General features: G+C 74.2%; 11 protein-coding genes, 4 tRNA genes and 1 riboswitch. Of the genes, 11 read left to right on the top strand and 4 right to left on the bottom strand.

Annotated features, from left to right (window positions below):
* Window positions 1-141 precede the first annotated feature (141 nt).
* Window positions 142-966, bottom strand: a complete 825-nt coding sequence (locus ACIPLC_RS02935; RefSeq protein ID WP_400470396.1) for a glycerophosphodiester phosphodiesterase family protein — start codon at window positions 964-966, stop codon at window positions 142-144.
* 79 nt (window positions 967-1,045) lie between these two features.
* On the bottom strand, window positions 1,046-2,512 hold the full coding sequence (locus ACIPLC_RS02930; RefSeq protein ID WP_400470393.1) for a purine-cytosine permease family protein: 1,467 nt from the start codon (window positions 2,510-2,512) through the stop codon (window positions 1,046-1,048).
* Window positions 2,505-2,652: riboswitch (TPP riboswitch) on the bottom strand. It overlaps the preceding gene by 8 nt.
* Window positions 2,653-2,931: 279 nt before the next feature.
* On the opposite strand from ACIPLC_RS02930, the gene ACIPLC_RS02925 reads away from it, so the two are divergent.
* From ACIPLC_RS02925 to ACIPLC_RS02900, 6 genes are all read left to right on the top strand, one after another.
* Window positions 2,932-4,752 carry a S1C family serine protease gene (locus ACIPLC_RS02925; protein ID WP_400470391.1) on the top strand — a complete coding sequence of 607 codons (1,821 nt, stop codon included), beginning with the start codon at window positions 2,932-2,934 and terminating at the stop codon, window positions 4,750-4,752.
* Window positions 4,753-4,815: 63 nt separating this feature from the next.
* Window positions 4,816-4,903: transfer RNA gene (locus ACIPLC_RS02920), tRNA-Ser, on the top strand.
* A gap of 118 nt (window positions 4,904-5,021) precedes the next feature.
* Window positions 5,022-5,849, top strand: coding sequence for a MerR family transcriptional regulator (locus ACIPLC_RS02915; RefSeq protein ID WP_400470388.1), 828 nt, complete (start codon window positions 5,022-5,024; stop codon window positions 5,847-5,849).
* A gap of 96 nt (window positions 5,850-5,945) precedes the next feature.
* On the top strand, window positions 5,946-7,310 hold the full coding sequence (locus ACIPLC_RS02910; protein ID WP_400470386.1) for an FAD-binding oxidoreductase: 1,365 nt from the start codon (window positions 5,946-5,948) through the stop codon (window positions 7,308-7,310).
* Between the two features lie 424 nt (window positions 7,311-7,734).
* Window positions 7,735-8,064, top strand: coding sequence for a hypothetical protein (locus ACIPLC_RS02905; RefSeq protein ID WP_400470383.1), 330 nt, complete (start codon window positions 7,735-7,737; stop codon window positions 8,062-8,064).
* Between the two features lie 481 nt (window positions 8,065-8,545).
* Window positions 8,546-9,331, top strand: a complete 786-nt coding sequence (locus ACIPLC_RS02900) for a pyridoxal 5'-phosphate synthase (RefSeq protein ID WP_400470380.1) — start codon at window positions 8,546-8,548, stop codon at window positions 9,329-9,331.
* An 88-nt stretch (window positions 9,332-9,419) separates the two neighbouring features.
* Here the strand turns inward: ACIPLC_RS02900 and ACIPLC_RS02895 are convergent, their stop codons facing one another.
* The gene (locus tag ACIPLC_RS02895) at window positions 9,420-10,484 is read right to left on the bottom strand and encodes an EamA family transporter (protein ID WP_400470378.1); all 1,065 of its coding nucleotides are present in this window, start codon (window positions 10,482-10,484) and stop codon (window positions 9,420-9,422) included.
* Window positions 10,485-10,636: 152 nt separating this feature from the next.
* Here ACIPLC_RS02895 and ACIPLC_RS02890 point away from each other — a divergent pair, with 152 nt between their 5' ends.
* On the top strand, window positions 10,637-11,503 hold the full coding sequence (locus tag ACIPLC_RS02890) for a glycoside hydrolase domain-containing protein (protein ID WP_400470375.1): 867 nt from the start codon (window positions 10,637-10,639) through the stop codon (window positions 11,501-11,503).
* A gap of 147 nt (window positions 11,504-11,650) precedes the next feature.
* The gene (locus ACIPLC_RS02885) at window positions 11,651-13,312 is read left to right on the top strand and encodes a long-chain fatty acid--CoA ligase (protein WP_400470372.1); all 1,662 of its coding nucleotides are present in this window, start codon (window positions 11,651-11,653) and stop codon (window positions 13,310-13,312) included.
* A gap of 65 nt (window positions 13,313-13,377) precedes the next feature.
* On the opposite strand, the gene ACIPLC_RS02880 is transcribed toward ACIPLC_RS02885, so the two are convergent.
* Window positions 13,378-16,866: a PAS domain-containing protein gene (locus tag ACIPLC_RS02880; RefSeq protein ID WP_400470369.1), complete on the bottom strand. Its 3,489-nt coding sequence runs from the start codon at window positions 16,864-16,866 to the stop codon at window positions 13,378-13,380.
* A gap of 178 nt (window positions 16,867-17,044) precedes the next feature.
* Between ACIPLC_RS02880 and ACIPLC_RS02875 the strand changes: the two genes are divergently transcribed.
* From ACIPLC_RS02875 to ACIPLC_RS02865, 3 genes are all read left to right on the top strand, one after another.
* Window positions 17,045-17,138 (top strand) — tRNA-Ser (locus ACIPLC_RS02875).
* A 177-nt stretch (window positions 17,139-17,315) separates the two neighbouring features.
* Window positions 17,316-17,391 (top strand) — tRNA-Arg (locus ACIPLC_RS02870).
* 31 nt (window positions 17,392-17,422) lie between these two features.
* A tRNA-Arg gene (locus ACIPLC_RS02865) sits at window positions 17,423-17,498 on the top strand.
* Window positions 17,499-17,673 lie beyond the last annotated feature (175 nt).

Here is a 17,673-nt window from a genome sequence, read left to right as displayed (position 1 = left end):
ATTCCGTGCTCACCCTCCGTCGCACCGGTGCATGAATTCCGGCAATAACGGGCCCGGAAGGTTTGACTGCCGACCAGAACGATCAGGTTGAGTCCGGGCTTTGCGGAAGGTTGTGCGGGCGGCCCACCGCCCGGCGGCGGATCACCGACCGAGCTGCGCCAGCACCTCTGCGGGCCGGTTGGTGATGATCGCGGACACCCCGAGCTCCAGGCACAGCTCCACGTCGGCCGGTTCGTCCACGGTCCACACGTGCACCTCGTGCCCCAGCTCGCGCAGCCGCGTCACCAGCTGCGGGCGGGCCCGCACCAGGTCGATGCCCGGCCCGGCGATCCGCGCCCCGCCCGGCAGCGGGGAGCCCGGGCGCAGCCGGCCGAGCAGCGGCAGGGTCCGTTCGAACAGGAACACCCGCCGGTACTCCGGTGCCGAGGCGGCCACCCGGTTCAGCGCCACCGAGGAGAAGCTCATGATCCGGGCCGCGGGGCGCTCGCCCTCCCGGCTCGCACCGATCTTGAAGCGTTCGAGCGTCCGCAGCAGTTCGGCCTCCACCCGGCCGCGGTAGCGCACCGGGTGCTTGGTCTCGATCGCCAGGTCCACCGGGCGGCCGCAGTCCACCACCAGTTCCAGCAGCCGCTCCAGCCGCAGCACGCCGCGCAGCTCGGGATCGGTGCTGGGGCGGCCGGTCTTCCAGGCTCCGAAGTCGTACGCCTCCAGCTCGGCGAGCGTCATCGCCGAGACGGTGCCCTGGCCGTTGGAGACCCGGCCGATCCGGCGGTCGTGCACGCAGACCAGCTCGCCGTCGGCGGTCAGCCGGACGTCGCACTCGACCGCGTCCGCGCCCTCGTCGAGCGCGCGCCGGTACGCCGCCAGGGTGTGCTCGGGCAGGGCGTGCGAGGAACCGCGGTGGGCGATCACCTGGACGGTCGGCGTGCTGCGCGCCGCCGTCGAGGGCAGGTCTGGGCTGGTCACGGGCCCCACGATAGGCGGCCGAAGTGACGCGGAGGCGAAGACGGCCCCAACCTGCGGGGCCGTCTTCGGTGCCGGTCGATCAGCTCCGCGCGGCCCTGCGGGTCAGCGGGGTGAGCGCCCAGGTGACCAGGGCCGGCACCAGGAAGGCGAACAGCGAGGCGGACGTCCACTCCTGCGGGGTGAAGTGCAGGGCGTTCTGGGCGGAGGTCCAGAAGTCCGTCCACCAGCCGGCCACCGGGGTCGGCGCGATGAACTGGTAGACCGCGAAGCCGAGCACCCACGGCAGCAGCATCAGGCGGCGTGAGGGCGCGTCGGCGGAGAGGTTCCAGCCGTGCCGGCCGGCGCCGAAGAAGTAGTCCACCGCCAGCACCGCCAGCAGCGGCACGAAGACCGAGCCGATCAGGCCGAGGAAGTTGGTGTAGGTGTCGGTGAACTTGTCGATCTGCAGCGCCAGCACGGTGATCAGCAGGCCGATCCCGCCGGTCAGCACCCGGCGGTCCACCTTCGGCAGCAGGTTCTGCACCGACATCGCGGTCGAGTACACGTTGGCGAAGGACTGGTCCGTCTCGCGCAGCACCAGCACCAGCAGGAACAGCCAGCCGGCCCAGACGCCGAGGAAGGAGCCGAAGATCTTGTTCGGGTCGCCGTCGGACTGCAGCAGGGCCATCAGGCCGAGCACGTAGCACCAGACCTGGGCGATCGTGTAGCCGGAGAAGCTGCCCCAGAACGCCGAGCGCGGGGTGCGCGAGTGCCGGGTGTAGTCGGCGGCCAGCGGGACGAAGGAGATCGACACCGCGATCATCGCGTCGGTGGCGCCCAGGAAGCCGTGCCAGTTGCCGGCGCCCGGGTCGGGCACCCCCTGGCGGCCCAACTGGACGGTGAAGTACACCATCGCGACGGCGACCGCACCGGCCACGAAGCGGCGCAGCACCGCGATCGAGCCCAGCGGCCAGATGGTCAGCGCGGTGGTCAGCGCGCCCGCCAGGAGCACGAACAGCCAGCGGTAGCCGTCGGTGTGGGCGACGGTCTGCGCGCCCGCCGCGATCGTCAGCAGCTCGAACACGCCCCAGCCGACGCACTGGACGATGTTCAGCACGGTCGGGACGTACGACAGCCGGGTGCCGAACAGCCCGCGCAGGTTCGCCATCGCGGGCGCGCCGGTACGGGCCCCGATCAGCGCGGCCACGCCGAGCATCGCGGTGCCGACCACGGTGCCGGCCACGATCGCGGTCACCGCGGCGGCCAGCGACAGCTCGCTGCCCTTGGCCCCGAGCACGGTCGCGGCGGTGGAGAAGCCGATCAGGCTGACGCCCAGGTTCATCCAGAGCGCGAAGTGGTCCCGGAAGCGCAGCGTGCGCGGCGGCTCGGTGTCCAGCACGAGCGGCGCCTCGGCGCGCTCCGGGCGGTCCAGGACGGCGGCTGGTGCGGCGGGGCGACCCGCGTGGCCGCCGTCACCGCCGTCACCGCCGTGAGCGGTCGTGGACGGTTCGGGGAAACCCTTGGACGCGGGCGCGTCCGAAGAAGAGGATGGCGAAGCAGGCGGCATGGCCGATACTCCCTACGCCGGCATTACCCGGACAGGTTCCGGCGGTCTGCGCCCCCTCGACGGTCCGCCCACGATCCCGTGGCGTACGGTCGACCAGCGCACTCTCAGCCTGGATGGTCCAAGCTCCCGCGTGTCAGTTGTGAGCGACAGGCTAACCGGCCCGGGGGTGAACGCCAAGGCCACGGGGTGTGCGGCCCGCATCGCGGGACACCCGGCCGAGGTGGGGGAGCCTCCGGTCGTCGGCCTGGTCGTCGGCCTGGTCGTCGGCCTGGTCGTCGGTGCCGGACAGCCCGGTCTTCGGTCCGGCTGTCGGCGGCGGCTAAGGATTCTTATGAGTTATTCAGAGGGGTCCTTACGGCAATCGAATCGTCAGTACGAAAAACTATGGTCCTTGGTTCTGTCAGCTATGGAGGTCGTCCGTGAGCACCGAGCGCGAGGTTGGGCCCACCGGGCCGCAGGGGGAGCAGCCCTCGGGCGGCCCGGCGGCGGCTGTTCCCGCTTCTGACGGCCACGCCTCTGGCGGGCACCAGCCGACACTGGCCTTCGGCCGGGTCCCCGAGCCCGAGCCCGGGGCCGCGTCGGCCGCCGGGGCCGCGCCGGCCGCCGGGGCCGCGCTGGCCGACGGCGTCCCGGCCGAGGGCGGGCACAAGCCCACCGTGGCCTTCACCAAGGTCCCCGCGCCGGAGGCGGCCCCGCAGGTTCCGGCCGCGCCCGTCGCCGACGCGCCCGCCGCCCCCGTCGAAGCCGCCACCGGCTACATCGACGCGCCGCCGCCGGTTCTGCCGCCCGCCCCACCGATCCCGGCCGCGCCGGCGGCGCCCGTCGCGCCCGTCGCGCCCGGTGTCGAGAGCCCGGCCCTGCCGCCGGGTGCCAACCCGTACGCCACCCCGGCCCACGGCGTCCCCGCCGCCGGCGCGCACGACCCGTACGGCACCCCGGCCGCCCCCGGCGTGCCCGCCGCGCACCCGGCGCCCGGCCACCACCCGTTCGGCGCCGGCCAGCCGCTCGGCGGCTGGGGCGCCGCCCACGACGCCACCGGCGGCGGCGCGGGTTACCCGGGCGGCCCGGCCGGACCGCTCGGCTACCCGGCCGACTACCCCGGCGGCCCCGGCGGCCCGCGCAAGAAGCGCGGCGGCCTGGTCGCCCTGATCGCCGCCGTCGCGCTGGTCGCCGGCGTGGCCGGCGGTGCGCTCGGCGTCACCGTCGCGGACCGCAACGACAGCACCAACAGCGCCGACGACCACCGCAGCACCACCGTCCAGGCCAGCAACACCCAGAAGAACGAACCCGCCCCCGGCTCGATCGCCGGCATCGCGCAGAAGGCGCTGCCCAGCGTCGTCACCATCAAGGCGCAGGGCAACGGCGAGTCGGGCACCGGCACCGGCTTCGTCTTCGACACCGAGGGCCACATCCTCACCAACAACCACGTGGTCGCGCCGACCCTCAACGGTGGCAAACTGACCGTCAAGTTCGCCGACGGCAGCTCCTACAACGCCTCCGTCCTGGGCCACGCCGAGGGCTACGACGTCGCCGTGATCAAGATCGACAACCCGCCGAAGAGCAAGTTGGCCCCGCTTCCGCTGGCCGACTCCGACAAGGTCAACGTCGGCGACGCCACCGTCGCGATCGGTGCGCCGTACGGCCTGGAGTCCACCGTCACCAGCGGCATCGTCAGCGCCAAGGACCGCCCGGTCGCCTCCGGCGACGAGACCGGCGGCCAGGCCTCCTACATGAACGCCCTGCAGACCGACGCCTCGATCAACCCCGGCAACTCCGGCGGCCCGCTGCTCGACTCCAGCGGCGCGGTGATCGGCATCAACTCGGCGATCCAGTCCAACGCCTCCGCCAACGGCCGGGCCGGCAGCATCGGCCTCGGCTTCGCCATCCCGATCAACCAGGCCAAGTGGGTCGCCGACACCCTGATCAAGACCGGCAAGCCGGTCTACGCCAAGCTCGACGTGCTGCGCAACGACGACTACAAGGGCGACGGCGCGCAGATCCAGACCCGCGACATCCAGGGCCAGCCGGCCGTCACCCCCGGCGGCGCCGCCGACAAGGCCGGCCTCAAGCCGGGCGACGTCATCACCAAGCTCGGCGGAGTCCCGATCGACAACGGCCCCGCCCTGGTCAGCCGGATCTGGACGCACAAGCCCGGCGAGACCGTCGACGTCGAGTACACCCGCAACGGCCAGCAGCTCAACACCAAGGTCACCCTCGGCCAGCGGGACGGCGACAGCTGACCCTCACCCGCACGAAACGGTGTGCACCGAATCCCGCCGGACCCGTTAGGCTGACCTCCGCCTGGAGAGCTGCCCGAGCGGCCTAAGGGAACAGTCTTGAAAACTGTCGTGGCGTGACCCGTCACCGTGGGTTCGAATCCCACGCTCTCCGCTGGTTGGAGAACCACCTGCTCAGGGCGGGTGCCGAGATCACTCGGCACCCGCCCTCGGTGTTTGCGGCGGGCGGGGGTTGACCCTGACACGGTGGCAGGGGGTGGAGTGGGGGCACCATGTTGAACATCGGAGACTTCGCCAGCCACGGCCGGGTGTCGGTGCGGATGCTGCGCCACTACGACGCGATCGGGCTGCTGCGGCCCGCCAGGGTGGACCCGGTCAGCGGGTACCGGTCCTACGAGGCGGCCCAACTCGCCCGGCTCAACCGGGTGATCGCGCTCAAGGAGCTCGGCTTCACGCTGCAGCAGGTGCGGGCCGTCCTGGACGAGCAGGTGGACGCGGCCGAGCTGCGCGGGATGCTGCGGCTGCGCCGGGCCCAACTCGCCGAGGCGATCGCCGCGGACGAGCAGCGGCTGACCCGGGTGGAGGCGAGGCTCCGGACGATCGAGAGCGAGGGGAGCATGTCCGCACACGACGTCGTGGTGAAGCGGGTGCCGTCCGTCCGGGTGGCCGAACTGACCGCTGTGGCCGCGAGTTACCAGCCCGAGGACATCGGGCCGGTGATCGGCCCGCTGTTCGCGGAGCTGTGCCGGCGGTTGGCCGAGGCCGGGATCGCCGAGGCGGGCCCGTCCGTCGCCCGGTACGAGGACGTGCCGGAGGGCGACGGCACGGTGCTGATTCGGGTGGCCGTCCCGGTCGGGCCGGCGGTGGAGCCGGGCCGGTACGACTTCGAGGTGCTCGACCTGCCGCCGATCGAGCAGGCGGCGACGGTCGTGCACCGCGGCTCGATGGACGAGGCGATGGGGAGCTTCCAGGAGCTGGCCCGCTTCATCGACGCGAGCGGCTACCGTTCGGCCGGCTACGCCCGGGAGCTCTACCTGGAGTGCCCGGACGACCCGGCGCGGTGGGTCACGGAGTTCCAGGAGCCGGTGGTCCGCCGGTAGGGCGCGCCCCGTGGATCCCGCCGGAGGCCCACTTGCCCGGCCTCCGGCGGGCGGGCAGAGTGCGGTGGAGGCGGCGGGTGGCGAGTGGAGGCGGCGATGGGTGACCTGACGGACCGACTGGCGCGGGGCCTTCCGGCCGGGGCGGTGGTGGTGGATCCGGACGTGACCGCCGCCTACCGCCATGACATGGCCGGGTTCTGCGCCGCCGGCACGCCTGCCGTGGTGGTGTTCCCGGAGACGGTCGAGCAGGTGCAGCACGTGCTGCGCACCGCCACCGCCCTGCGGGTGCCGGTGGTGCCGCAGGGGGCGCGGACCGGGCTGTCGGGGGCGGCGAACGCCGTGGACGGCTGCATCGTGCTGTCGATGGTGAAGTTGAACCGGATCCTGGAGCTCGACCCGGTGAACCGGATCGCGGTGGTCGAGCCCGGCGTGGTGAACGCCGAACTATCCCGGGCCGCCGAGGAGTTGGGCTTGTCCTACCCGCCGGACCCGTCCAGCTGGGAGTTCTGCACGATCGGCGGCAACATCGGCACCGGCGCGGGCGGGCTCTGCTGCGTGAAGTACGGCGTCACCAGCGAGTACGTGCTCGGTCTGGACGTGGTGCTGGCCGACGGGCGGCTGCTGTCCACCGGGCGCCGGACGGCCAAGGGCGTGGCCGGGTACGACCTGACCCGGTTGCTGGTCGGTTCGGAGGGCACGCTGGGCGTGGTGGTCCGGGCGGTGCTCGCGCTGCGGCCCGCACCGGCGCCGCAGCTGGCGCTGGCGGCGGAGTTCCCGAGCGCGGACGCGGCGGGCGCGGCCGTCTGCGAGGTGATGGCGCGCGGCCTGACCCCGTCGCTGATGGAGCTGATGGACGCGGTCAGCGTGCGGGCGGTCAACGAGCTGGGGCGGATGGGGCTGCCGGAGTCGACCCAGGCGCTGCTGCTGGTGGCCTTCGACGGGCCGGACCGGGAGGCCGGACTGGCGCGGGTGGCGGAGCTCTGCCGGGCCGCAGGGGCGACCGAGGTGGTGCCGGCCGAGGACGAGGCGGAGTCGCGGCTGCTGCTGGAGGCCCGGCGGCTGGCGCTGCCCGCGCTGGACCGGCTGGGCACCACGATGATCGACGACGTGGCGGTGCCGCGCTCCCGGCTGGCCGAGATGCTGAACGGCGTGGCGGTGATCGCCGAGCGGTACGCGCTGACCATCGGGGTGGTCAGCCACGCCGGGGACGGCAACGCCCATCCGATCGTGATCTTCGACGGCTCGGACGAGGAACAGGCGGCGCGGGCGCAGCGCTCCTTCGACGAGATCATGGCGCTGGGGCTGGAACTGGGCGGCACGATCACCGGGGAGCACGGGGTGGGGCTGCTCAAGCGGGACTGGTTGGCGCGCGAGCTGGGCCCGGTGGCGTTGGACCTGCAGCGGCAGCTGAAGGCGGTCTTCGATCCGCTGGGAATCCTGAACCCGGGCAAGATGGTCTGATTTTATTTCCTCGATATTCCGGTACGACTTTCCGATGGTCTGGGAATAGCTGGAAAAGTCGACATGGAAGGCTGGCCGAACTTTTCGGGGGCGCGTTCTTGGGTTCCCTGCGCTGGGGTGGTGCGCCTGGTAGTTCGCGTGATGGCGAAGCGCCCTGCCTGAAGCGGCCTCTAGAGGGTCGCCGTTGGGGCAAAGTCCCAGCTCAGTGGGGGCGTGTCGGCGCACTGTCCGCTTTTCGGTCCGTTATGCGCAGCCCGGGTGGATATCACGCTAACGGGCGAAAACGGCTCCGCCGACTAGTGCTTTGTCGATTTGTTGCGGAAGTCTGTCTCTCGGCGTCGCAGCCTGCAGGTGTTCGTCTGGCCGGCGAACTCCCGCACCCCTGCTCGACAATTGCACGATTTACAGCTTCTTGGAGGCTCTCATGGCTCGCATCCACACCCGCCGGGTGGCCGGACTCCTGCTCGCCGCCCCGCTCGCGGCCGGCCTGCTGCTGGCCGGCGCCGGTGCCGCGGCCGCCGACAACGGCGCGGGCGCCGCCGCCGGGTCCAACGCCGGCGTGGTGTCCAACGTCGGCACGGGCAACGTCTTCGGCGGGGTCGACGGCAACTACGTCTCCACCCAGCAGACCGCCACCGGCGCCGGCGCCTCGAACCAGAACAACACCCTCGCGGTGAAGGACAACTCGGGCGCCATCCTGGCCGGGCAGTCCAACAAGAACATCAACGTGGTGTTCGCCCCGATCTTCCACTGATCCGATCGGGCACCACCGACGGCGGGGGCGCCGGAGGTGGGCGGCCGCGGGTGGGCTGAGCGCCCGCGGAGGGGCTCGAACCAGTCTCCGGGCGGGATTCCCGCCCGGGCGCGGATCAGAACAGCGCATGACCGGCCAGCGGAAAGGGTCGCCGCGAAACCGGCCTCGTGGGCGGTGCCGCCATCGGCACCGCCCACGAGTGCGTCCGGAGCCGGGCGCGAACTCCCCGCCGGCCTCCGCCCCCGCCCCCGCCTGTGTCCGCCCGCGACGTCGCGGCCCTCGGCACCGACCGCCCGGAGACCGTACGGGCCAGCCGGCCGAGGCCCGCCCGGGCGGCCCGAACGCGTCCAGCGAGGGCCCGCGCCCGGAGCCGTCGGTGCTCGGCGGTACGGTTGCGCTCCGACAGCGCACCGCGTGCCCGGGCCCGGGAAGGACGGCCCGGCCGGGGCGGCGACCGCGGCAACGGAAGAGAGGGCGCGCGATGGCGGCGGAGGAGGAGGGCCTGAGCGGCCCGGGCGAGGCCTGGCCTGCACCGGAGCCGGATCCGCGACCCGGACCGGACGCCCGCCGGGAGCCGGCCGAGCACCGGCCCGAGCCGAAGTCCGTGCCCGAGCTGTTGCTCGGCCGCCCGCCGATGGCCCGCCCGCTGCCGACCTTCGACGCCGAGGCCGCGCCCGCCGAGCCCGGCCCGCTGTTCGTGGACTGGCTCGCCACCGCGCTGGCCGCCGGCGTGCCGGACCCGCAGGTGGTCACCCTCTCCACGGTCGACGCGGACGGCCTGCCGGACGCCCGGGTGCTGGTGCTGCGCGACGTCGACGCGGCCGGCACCGGCTGGGTCTTCTCCGCCGCCGCCGACAGCCCCAAGGGCCGCCAGCTCGCCGACCACCCGGCCGCCGCGTTGACCGTCTACTGGCCCCAGCTGGGCCGCCAGGTACGGGTCCGCGGCACCGTCGAGCGGGCCGCCGACCTGGTCGCCGCCGCCGAGTTCGCCACCCGCTCCCCGGACGCCCGGGTCGGCGCGCTGGTCGGGCGGCAGAGCGAGCCGATGGCCTCGCTCACCGAGTACGACGAGGCCGTCGCCGTCGCCCGCCGTCGGCTGGAGGCCACTCCGGACGCGGTCGCGGCCGGGCACGCGGTCTACACCCTGTGGGCGCACGAGGTGGAGTACTGGCAGGGCGACGCGCAGCGCCGGCACGTCCGGCTGCGCTACACCCGCACCGGCCCGGTCCGGACCCCGGAGTGGTCGCGCACCCTGCTGTGGCCGTAACGGCCTGACGGTCCGCCGGGTCCAACAACCCAACAACCCAACAACCCAACGGCCCGCCGGGCCCGGTAGGGCCCCGCCGTCGTGGGACCTACCGCCGCCCGGTCAGCGTGGCACCCACGCTGGCCGCCACCACGCAGCCGATCCCGGCCAGCTGCGGCACGCCCAGCAACTGGCCGAGCACCACCAGGCCGACCAGCGCGCTGACCGCCGGCTCCAGGCTGACCAGCACGCTGAACACCCGCTGCGGCATCCGCCGCAGCGCGGTCATCTCCAGCGCGTACGGGATCACCGGCAGCAGCAGCGACACCCCGGCCACCGCGGCCAGCAGCGTCAGCGGCGAGGCGCCGGGCGCGGTCAGCCCGTCCCAGGCCTGGCCGAGCCCGAACGGCGCCAGGGCGAGCGCGCCGACCGTCATCGACACCGCCAGGCCCTGGAAGCCCTGGAAGGCGGCGCCGACCTTGTCGGTGAACAGGATGTACGCGGCGTAGCAGGCGGCCGCCCCGAAGGCGTAGAGCAGGCCGACCGGGTCGAGCCCGCCCCCGTCGCCGCCCTCGCCGAGCAGGGTCAGCAGGACGACGCCGCCGGCGGCGAGCAGCGCCCAGAGCAGGTGGCTGGCACGTCGGGCGAAGACCAGGGCGACCGCGAGCGGGCCGAGGAACTCGATGGTCGCGGCGGTGCCCATCGGCAGCCGGTCGATCGCCCCGGCGAACAGGAAGGTCATCCCGGCCGAGGCCACGCCCAGCAGGGCCGCCGCGGCGAGGTCGCGCGGGCGCTTGTCGCGCAGTCGGGGCCGGGTGACGGCGAGCAGGATGACCGCCGCGAAGCCCAGTCGCAGGAAGGTGGTGCCGCTGACCCCGAGCGGGCCGAACAGCGGCTTGGACAGGGCGATCCCGGTCTGCACCAGGAACATCGCGGTCAGACAGAGAAGCGGCGCCGGGATCCTCTCCGGGCGCCGCAGGACCTTCGGGAACCGGCTGGTGGTCCGGCCGGGGGGCGCGTCGGGCGGTGCTGTGGAGCCGGGCGCCCCGCCTCGTCGCCAGCTGCCCCGCTCGCCGGCGGGCTCGCCCTGGGGGGCGGGCGGCATGGCAAGCGCCTCGGCGACGGCGGCGGCCGGCGTCGGGGCGATGGTTTCGCTGGGAGGGGAGCTGGGCATACGGGCGAGTTTGCCGTAAGGAGTGATGAACGGGCAAGCTCGTTACAATTATCGGGACGGATGCGGACGGGTGCGTCCGAATGGGTGGGCTCGCCCGGGGCGCGCGGCGTGGTTGCCGCGTTCATCCGATGGTCCGTCAGTATCAAGGGCGGGTGCGCTATCTCCGCCCCGCGGCCCTGCTCGCCGCCTCCCTCGTGCTCCTGCTGGCCACCGACGGGACGGGCGTGAGCGCCGAGGCCACCGCCGCCGTCGCCCTCCCCCGGATCCGGGCCCTCACCCTGCCCGACCGGTTCGGCCCGCCGAGGATCCACGACGACTTCACCGGCCCCGCCTTCGACGCCTGCACCGCGCCGCCCCTCGACACCCTGCGGGCCTGGCGCGGCACCTCCCCGTACGGCGCGCTCGGCATCTACGTCAGCGGCGCCCAGCGCGGCTGCGGCCAGCCCCGGCTCACCGCCGAGTGGGTGAGCCAGGCCCGCGCACTGGGCTGGCGCTTCCTGCCGGCCCACGTCGGGCTCCAGGCGCCGTGCAGCGAACTCGGCCACAAGCCGCGCCGGATCGACCCCGCCCACGCGGTGCAGCAGGGCCGGGACGAGGCCGCCGAAGCCGTCCAGGCGATGGGCTCGCTCGGATTCGGCAAGGGCGGCCCGATCTACCTCGACGTCGAGGCCTACCCGATGCGCGACCCCGCCTGCGGCCAGGCCGTGGTCGACTTCGCCGTCGGTTGGACCCAGGCCCTGCACGCCGCCGGCTACCGCGCCGGCTTCTACTCCAGCCTCGACTCCGGCATCGCCGACCTGGCCGCCGCCGCCCGGGCCGGCAGCTTCCCGCTGCCCGACGCCCTCTGGTACGCCCGCTGGGACGACCGGGCCGACACCGCCGATTCCGGCGCCCTCGGCTCCGACCTCTGGGGCTACCACCAGCGCGTCCACCAGTACCGCGGCAACGTCGAGGAGACCTACGGCGGCGCCACCCTCACCATCGACCGCAACCACGTCGACGGCCCGACCGCCGGCTGACACGTCGCCGATCCGTGATCCGGGCAACGGGGTCGGCATGCTGACAGCGGGCGGGGCGGGGCGGCACAATCGGGCACGTCCGCGCGCATTACCGCCCGGTAGGTGCCGCAGGCGCAGCCGCCAGTGCCGCCAGGTCAAGGAGGACCCGTGTTCAGCACGATGCAGGACGTCCCGCTCACCGTCGCCCGGATTCTGGAGCACGGGTCCACCATCCACGGCCGGTCCACCGTCACCACCTGGGACGGCACCGGGCCGGTCGTGCGGACGTACGCCGAGGTGGGGGCGCGGGCCGCGCAGCTCGCCCACGCGCTCCGCGACGAACTGGGGGTGACCGGGGACGACCGGGTCGCGACCCTGATGTGGAACAACGCCGTCCACTTGGAGGCGTACCTCGCCGTCCCCGCGATGGGGGCCGTGCTGCACACGCTCAACCTGCGGCTGCCCGCCCACCAGCTGTCGTTCATCGTCGACCACGCCGCCGACCACGCGGTGATCGTGGACGGCAGCGTGCTCCCGCTGCTCGCCGCCGTCCTGCCGGACCTCGCCCCGACGCTCAGGCACATCGTGGTGAACGGCCCCGGCGACCGCTCGCTGCTGGCCGGCTTCCCGGGCACCGTGCACGACTACGAGGAACTGATCGCCGGCCGGCCCACCGCCTACCCGTGGCGGAGCGACCTCGACGAGCGCCAGGCCGCCGTGCTCTGCTACACCTCCGGCACCACCGGGGACCCGAAGGGCGTGCTCTACAGCCACCGCTCGGTGTACCTGCACTGCCTCCAGGTCAACACCGGCGACAACTTCGCCTTCACCCCGCGCGACACCGCGCTGCCGGTGGTCCCGATGTTCCACGTGAACGCCTGGGGCATCCCGCACGCCGCCTTCATGTCCGGCGCCAACCTGCTCATGCCGGATCGTTTCCTCCAGCCGAAGCCGATGGCCGAGATGATCGCCGCCGTCCGGCCCACCGTCGGCGCCGCCGTCCCGACCATCTGGAGCGGCCTGCTGGACGAGCTCGACGCCGGCGACTACGACACCTCCAGCCTGCGCATGGTGGTCATCGGCGGCAGCGCCTGCCCGCCCTCGCTGATGAAGGGCTTCGAGGAGCGCCACGGCATCCGCGTGCTGCACGCCTGGGGCATGACCGAGACCTCGCCGCTCGGCTCCTTCGCCCAGCCGCCCGGCGGCCTCACCCCGGAGGAGGAGTGGCCGTACCGGGTCACCCAGGGCGTCTTCCCGGCCTCCGTCGAGGCCCGGCTGGTCGGCCCGTCCGGTGAGCGGATGCCGCACGACGGCGTCGCGGCGGGCGAACTGGAGGTGCGCGGCCCGTGGATCGCCGCCGCCTACTACGGCGGTGCCGGGCAGGATCCGGTCCGCCCGGACGACAAGTTCTCCGAGGACGGCTGGCTGCGCACCGGCGATGTCGGCACCATCACCGCCGACGGCTACCTGACCCTCACCGACCGGGCCAAGGACGTGATCAAGTCCGGCGGCGAGTGGATCTCCTCGGTCGAACTGGAGAACCAGCTGATGGCCCACCCCGAGGTGGCCGAGGCCGCCGTGGTCGCCGTCCCGGACGAGAAGTGGGGCGAGCGTCCGCTGGCCACGGTCGTGCTGCGCCCGGGCGCCACGGTCGGGCTGAGGGAGCTGCGGGCCTTCCTGGCCGAGCGGATCGCCTCCTGGCAGCTGCCGGAGCGCTGGTCGATCGTCGAGTCGGTGCCGAAGACCTCGGTCGGCAAGTTCGACAAGAAGGTGATCCGGGCCGGCTACGCGGCGGACGAGCTGGACGTGACGGTGCTCGGCAAGGAGTAGCCGCCCGCCTGACCGGCGAGGGCCGGCCACCCCGTCCCAGCGGGGTGGCCGGCCCTCGAACGTGCTCAGCCCGCCGCGGCGACGCCCGCCTCGCCCATCGCGCCGATCCGCCCGAGCAGGTCGACGATCCGGGACTGGACGTCCGCGCTGGTCGAGCGCTCGGCGAGGAACAGCACCGTCTCGCCGGTGCGCAGCCGGGGCAGTTCGCGCGGGTCGAGGTCCACCGAGGTGTAGACCACCAGCGGGGTGCGGTGCAGCCGGTCGTTGGCGCGGAGCCAGTCCAGCAGGCCGACCCGGCGGCGGCGGATCTGGAGCAGGTCCATCACCACCAGGTTGGGCTGCACGCTGCTGGCCCGGGCGACGGCGTCGTTCTCGTCCACCGCGTGCTCGACGTGCATGCCGCGCCGCTCCAGGCTGCTGATCATGGCGGCGGCGATGTCCGGGTCGCCCTCGACCAGCAGGACGCGCGGGGCGTGGTGCTCGCCGTCGCGCGGCGCGAGGGCGCGCAGCAGCACGGCCGGGTCGGCGCCGTACGCGGCGTCCCGGGTGGCCTGGCCGAGGCCGGCGGTGACCAGCACCGGGACGCGGCTGTTGAGCGCGGCCGTGCGCAGCGACTGCAGCGCGGTGCGGGTGATCGGGCTGGTCAGCGGGTCGACGAAGAGCGCCGCGGGGAAGCCGGCGACCTGGGCGTCCACCTCCTCGCGGGAGCGGACGATCACCGGGCGGTAGCCGCGCTCCTGGAGGGCCTGCCGGGTGGCCGGATCGGGCTCGGGCCAGACCAGCAGCCGACGGGCGCCGCTGTCCTCACCGGTCGGGCCGGCCATGGCCGGCGGCTGCTCGCTGGCGGCCCGGTCGCCGACGGCGGCGGGCAGTTCGGCCATCGGGCGCGGGGCGGTCCTGGCCTCGGCCGGGACGGGCGGCTGCGGTCCGGCGGCGGGCGTCGGCGAACCGCCGAGCGGGCGCGGCGGGGCGAGTTCGGCGAGGCCGGTGCCGACCGGGCGCGGGCCGGACGGCTCCTCGGCGGCGGGCAGCGCCGGGCGGGCGGGCGGCAGCGCGGCGGGGCCGCCCGGTGCGGGCCGGTCCTCCGGCGCGGTCTGGCCGGACGGTCCGACCGGGGCCTCCTGGCCGGGGCCGGGCGGCACGGCCAGGCGGCGACGTCGGCCGGTCGGCGGGGCGGCGGGCTCGGGCTGAGCGGGTGCCGGGCCGGCCGGCAGGGAGTGCTCCAGGCCGGGGTACACCGGGGTGTCGGTGGCGCCGGGCAGGGCGAAGCCGCCGGAGGAGTCCTCGGTGGCGGGCAGGGCGCGGCGCCGGCGGGGCTTGGTCTCGCCGCCGTCGGCGGCCGGGGCGCCTTCGGTGGTGGGCGTACCGCCCGCCGGGGTGCCGTCGGCGGGGGCGCCGCTGGGGCCGGGGCCGAGCGCGAGCGGTTCGCGCCCGCCGGTCCGGTTCCGCTGCGGGCGCTCGCCCTCGACGGGGACGGCGTAGGCCGGGCCGGAGCGGCCGTCGTCCGTGCCCCAGGGGTCGCGCTGCGCGCCGTCCGGACCGGCCAGGCCCTGGCGGCCGTACGCGGGGTCGTTGCCGGTGCCGTTCCACTGCTCGGGGACGGCCCGCTCGATCCGGGCGGGGGCGTTCGGCCACTGGTCGGCGGCCGGTGCGGTGGCGTTCGGCCCCGCGGCCGGCGGCGGCTCGGGGGTGGCCCGGGCCGGGGGTGCGGGTTCCTCGGCGGCGGGGCGGCCGCGGCGGCCGCGCCGTTCGGCGGCGGGTTCCTCGGCGGGCTGCTCCGCCGCCGCGGCCGGGGGCTCGCGGTCGGGCTGCTCGCCGCCGTCGGCGCCGGGCTCGGGGGTCTCGCCGCTGCTGGGCAACTGCGGGATGCCCGGGAGGTCGGGCAGGACGGCGCTGTCGCCCTCCTTGGGCCGGTCGGAGCGGCCCTCGGCGGCCGCGCGCTCGGCGGCGGCCTTCGCGGCGGCCGGGTCCAGCGGCAGCTCGACGACGTACGTGGTGCCGGCCTTGCCGGGCAGCTCGTGCGGCTGGAGCACGCCACCGTGGCGCTCGACCACCGCGCGGGCTATCGGCAGGTGGACGGGGCTGCCGCCGAGGCCGGGGCCGCGGATCTCGACCCGGGCGACCTCGCCGCGCTGGGCGGCGGCCAGGACGACGGTCGGCGGCTCGCCGCCGGAGGGCAGCGCGGCGGGCGCCCCGGGGGCGGCCAGGCCGGGGGAGGGGGCGGTCGGGGCGTCCAGGGCGAGGCCGATGCCGCTGACGTCGGCGACCAGGTGGGCCAGCGCCTGGGCGAGCCGGCCTTCGTCGGCGATCACCTCGACGGCGGCGGCGTGCACCGAGAACCGCACCCGGCCCGGGCCGACCAGCTCACCGGCCTCCTCGACGGCCCGGCGGACCACCTTGTCCAGGGCGACCGGCACCCGCGGCTCGGTGGGCTTGCCGCCGTCCTTGCCGTCCTTGGTCTCCTTCGCGTCCCTGCCGTCCGCCGGGGCGGTCTCGCCGGCCTCGGAGCGCTGGTGCGCGAGCACGCCGTCGATCAGCCGGCCGTACCGGCGGCACTCGTCGGCGAGCCGGCGCAGCGTCCAGTTGGCCTCCGGCCACAGCTGCCCGGCCGGGTCGGCGGCGAGCGCGTCCAGCCGCTGGTTCAGCGCGGTCAGTGCGCCGCCGAGTTCGCTCTCCAGGACGGCGGTGAGGTGCTCGTTGCGGGCGACCAGGGCGAGTTCGCGGCTGCGGTCGGTGAAGGTCATCACCGCGCCGACCAACTGGTCGCCGTCCCGCACCGGGGCGGTGGTGAGGTCGACGGTGACCGGGCGGCCGTCCTTGCGCCACAGCACGGTGCCGCGCACCCGGTGCTTGCGCCCGGAGGTCAGGGTGTCCAGCAGTGCGGACTCCTCCAGCGCCAGCGGGGTGCCGTCGGCCCGGGAGTGCTGGATCAGCGGGTGCAGTTCGCGCCCGCCCAGCTCGCTCGCCCGGTACTCCAGGATGTGCGCGGCGGCCGGGTTGACCAGCACGCAGCGGCCTTCGAGGTCGACCCCGAGCACGCCCTCGGCGGCGGCGCGCAGGATCATCTCGGTCTGCTTGTGCTGGCGGCGCAGCTCGGCCTCGACACCGAGCCGGCTGGAGAGGTCACGGACCAGCAGCAGGAGCAGGTCGCTCGCGGAGGACGGGCGGGACCGCTCGCGGTACGCGTCGTACGGGGCGAGCCCGTAGCCGCGGCCCTCGCCGGTGCCGTCGTCGGGGAAGTCGTTGCCGGAGACCTCGACCGGGAAGCTGGTGCCGTCGGTGCGCCGGGCGGTCATCCGGACCGGGCGGTCGGGCTCGTCGCCGTCGCGGGCGGCCGGGCGCATCGAGCCGGGGATCCGGCTGGGGTCGAACTCGGGTAGGAGGTCCAGCACTCCCATGCCGACCAGCGAGGTGCCGGGCGCCTGGAGCGCCTGGACGGCTGCGCTGTTGGCGTCCACGACGGTGCCGTTGCTGTTCACCAGCAGCAGCGCGTCGGGCAGGGCGTCGAGTATGGCGGCGAGGCGAGCAGCGCCTCGGATCGGCCTGCTGCTCACGTCGACAGGTCTCCTCGGCTCAGGGCAGCTCCTCCGGAGACGGCAGTATCTCATTCTTCTTTGCGGCGGGGTCGACCCGCCTAGTAACGTGGGCGGTGGTTGGTGCCGAGCCCCACGGTTGTGGCATCATCTCAGGCACACGGAACGGGTCCGCTCACGCGGGCGTGGTCCCTGTGGAGGAGGCTTCGCCTAGTCCGGTCTATGGCGCCGCACTGCTAATGCGGTTTGGGTTTTACCGCCCATCGAGGGTTCAAATCCCTCAGCCTCCGCCAGTCGGAGAGCCCCGTCGACGATCTTGTCGGCGGGGCTTTCCGCATCCCCGGGCGAGGTGGGCCCCGAGGGATCTCCAGGGGGTCGCCCGGGGGCGGGGAGCAACCGATTTCGCCCCGCGTCGCAGGTCATGTAATGTTGTCCCCGCACCGCCCCGCTGGCACCGTTCAGCAGGGCGAGCGCTCATAGCTCAACGGATAGAGCACTTGACTACGGATCAAGAGGTTGCAGGTTCGAATCCTGCTGAGCGCACCAAACTCCGCAAGATCGGGTTCGCCCGTTCCTTGCGCTCATAGCTCAACGGATAGAGCACTTGACTACGGATCAAGAGGTTGCAGGTTCGAATCCTGCTGAGCGCACCAGGGAGAAGCCCCCGGCCATCGGCCGGGGGCTTCTCCCGTTTCCGGGCCCGGGCCCGGACGGGGGTGTCGGGCGCCGGGTGTCGGGTCCGTTCTGGATTGCGGCCTAATGGATGAAATGCATCTGTTTCGGGTATATCTCGTCCTGCCGCTTGAATGACTGCCAAACGGGTGGGAC

This window comes from Kitasatospora sp. NPDC086801 (assembly GCF_044745805.1).
GTDB lineage: Bacteria > Actinomycetota > Actinomycetes > Streptomycetales > Streptomycetaceae > Kitasatospora.
The sequence above is the reverse complement of the archived record's forward strand: the minus strand, read 5'-3'. Positions and strand labels throughout refer to the sequence as shown.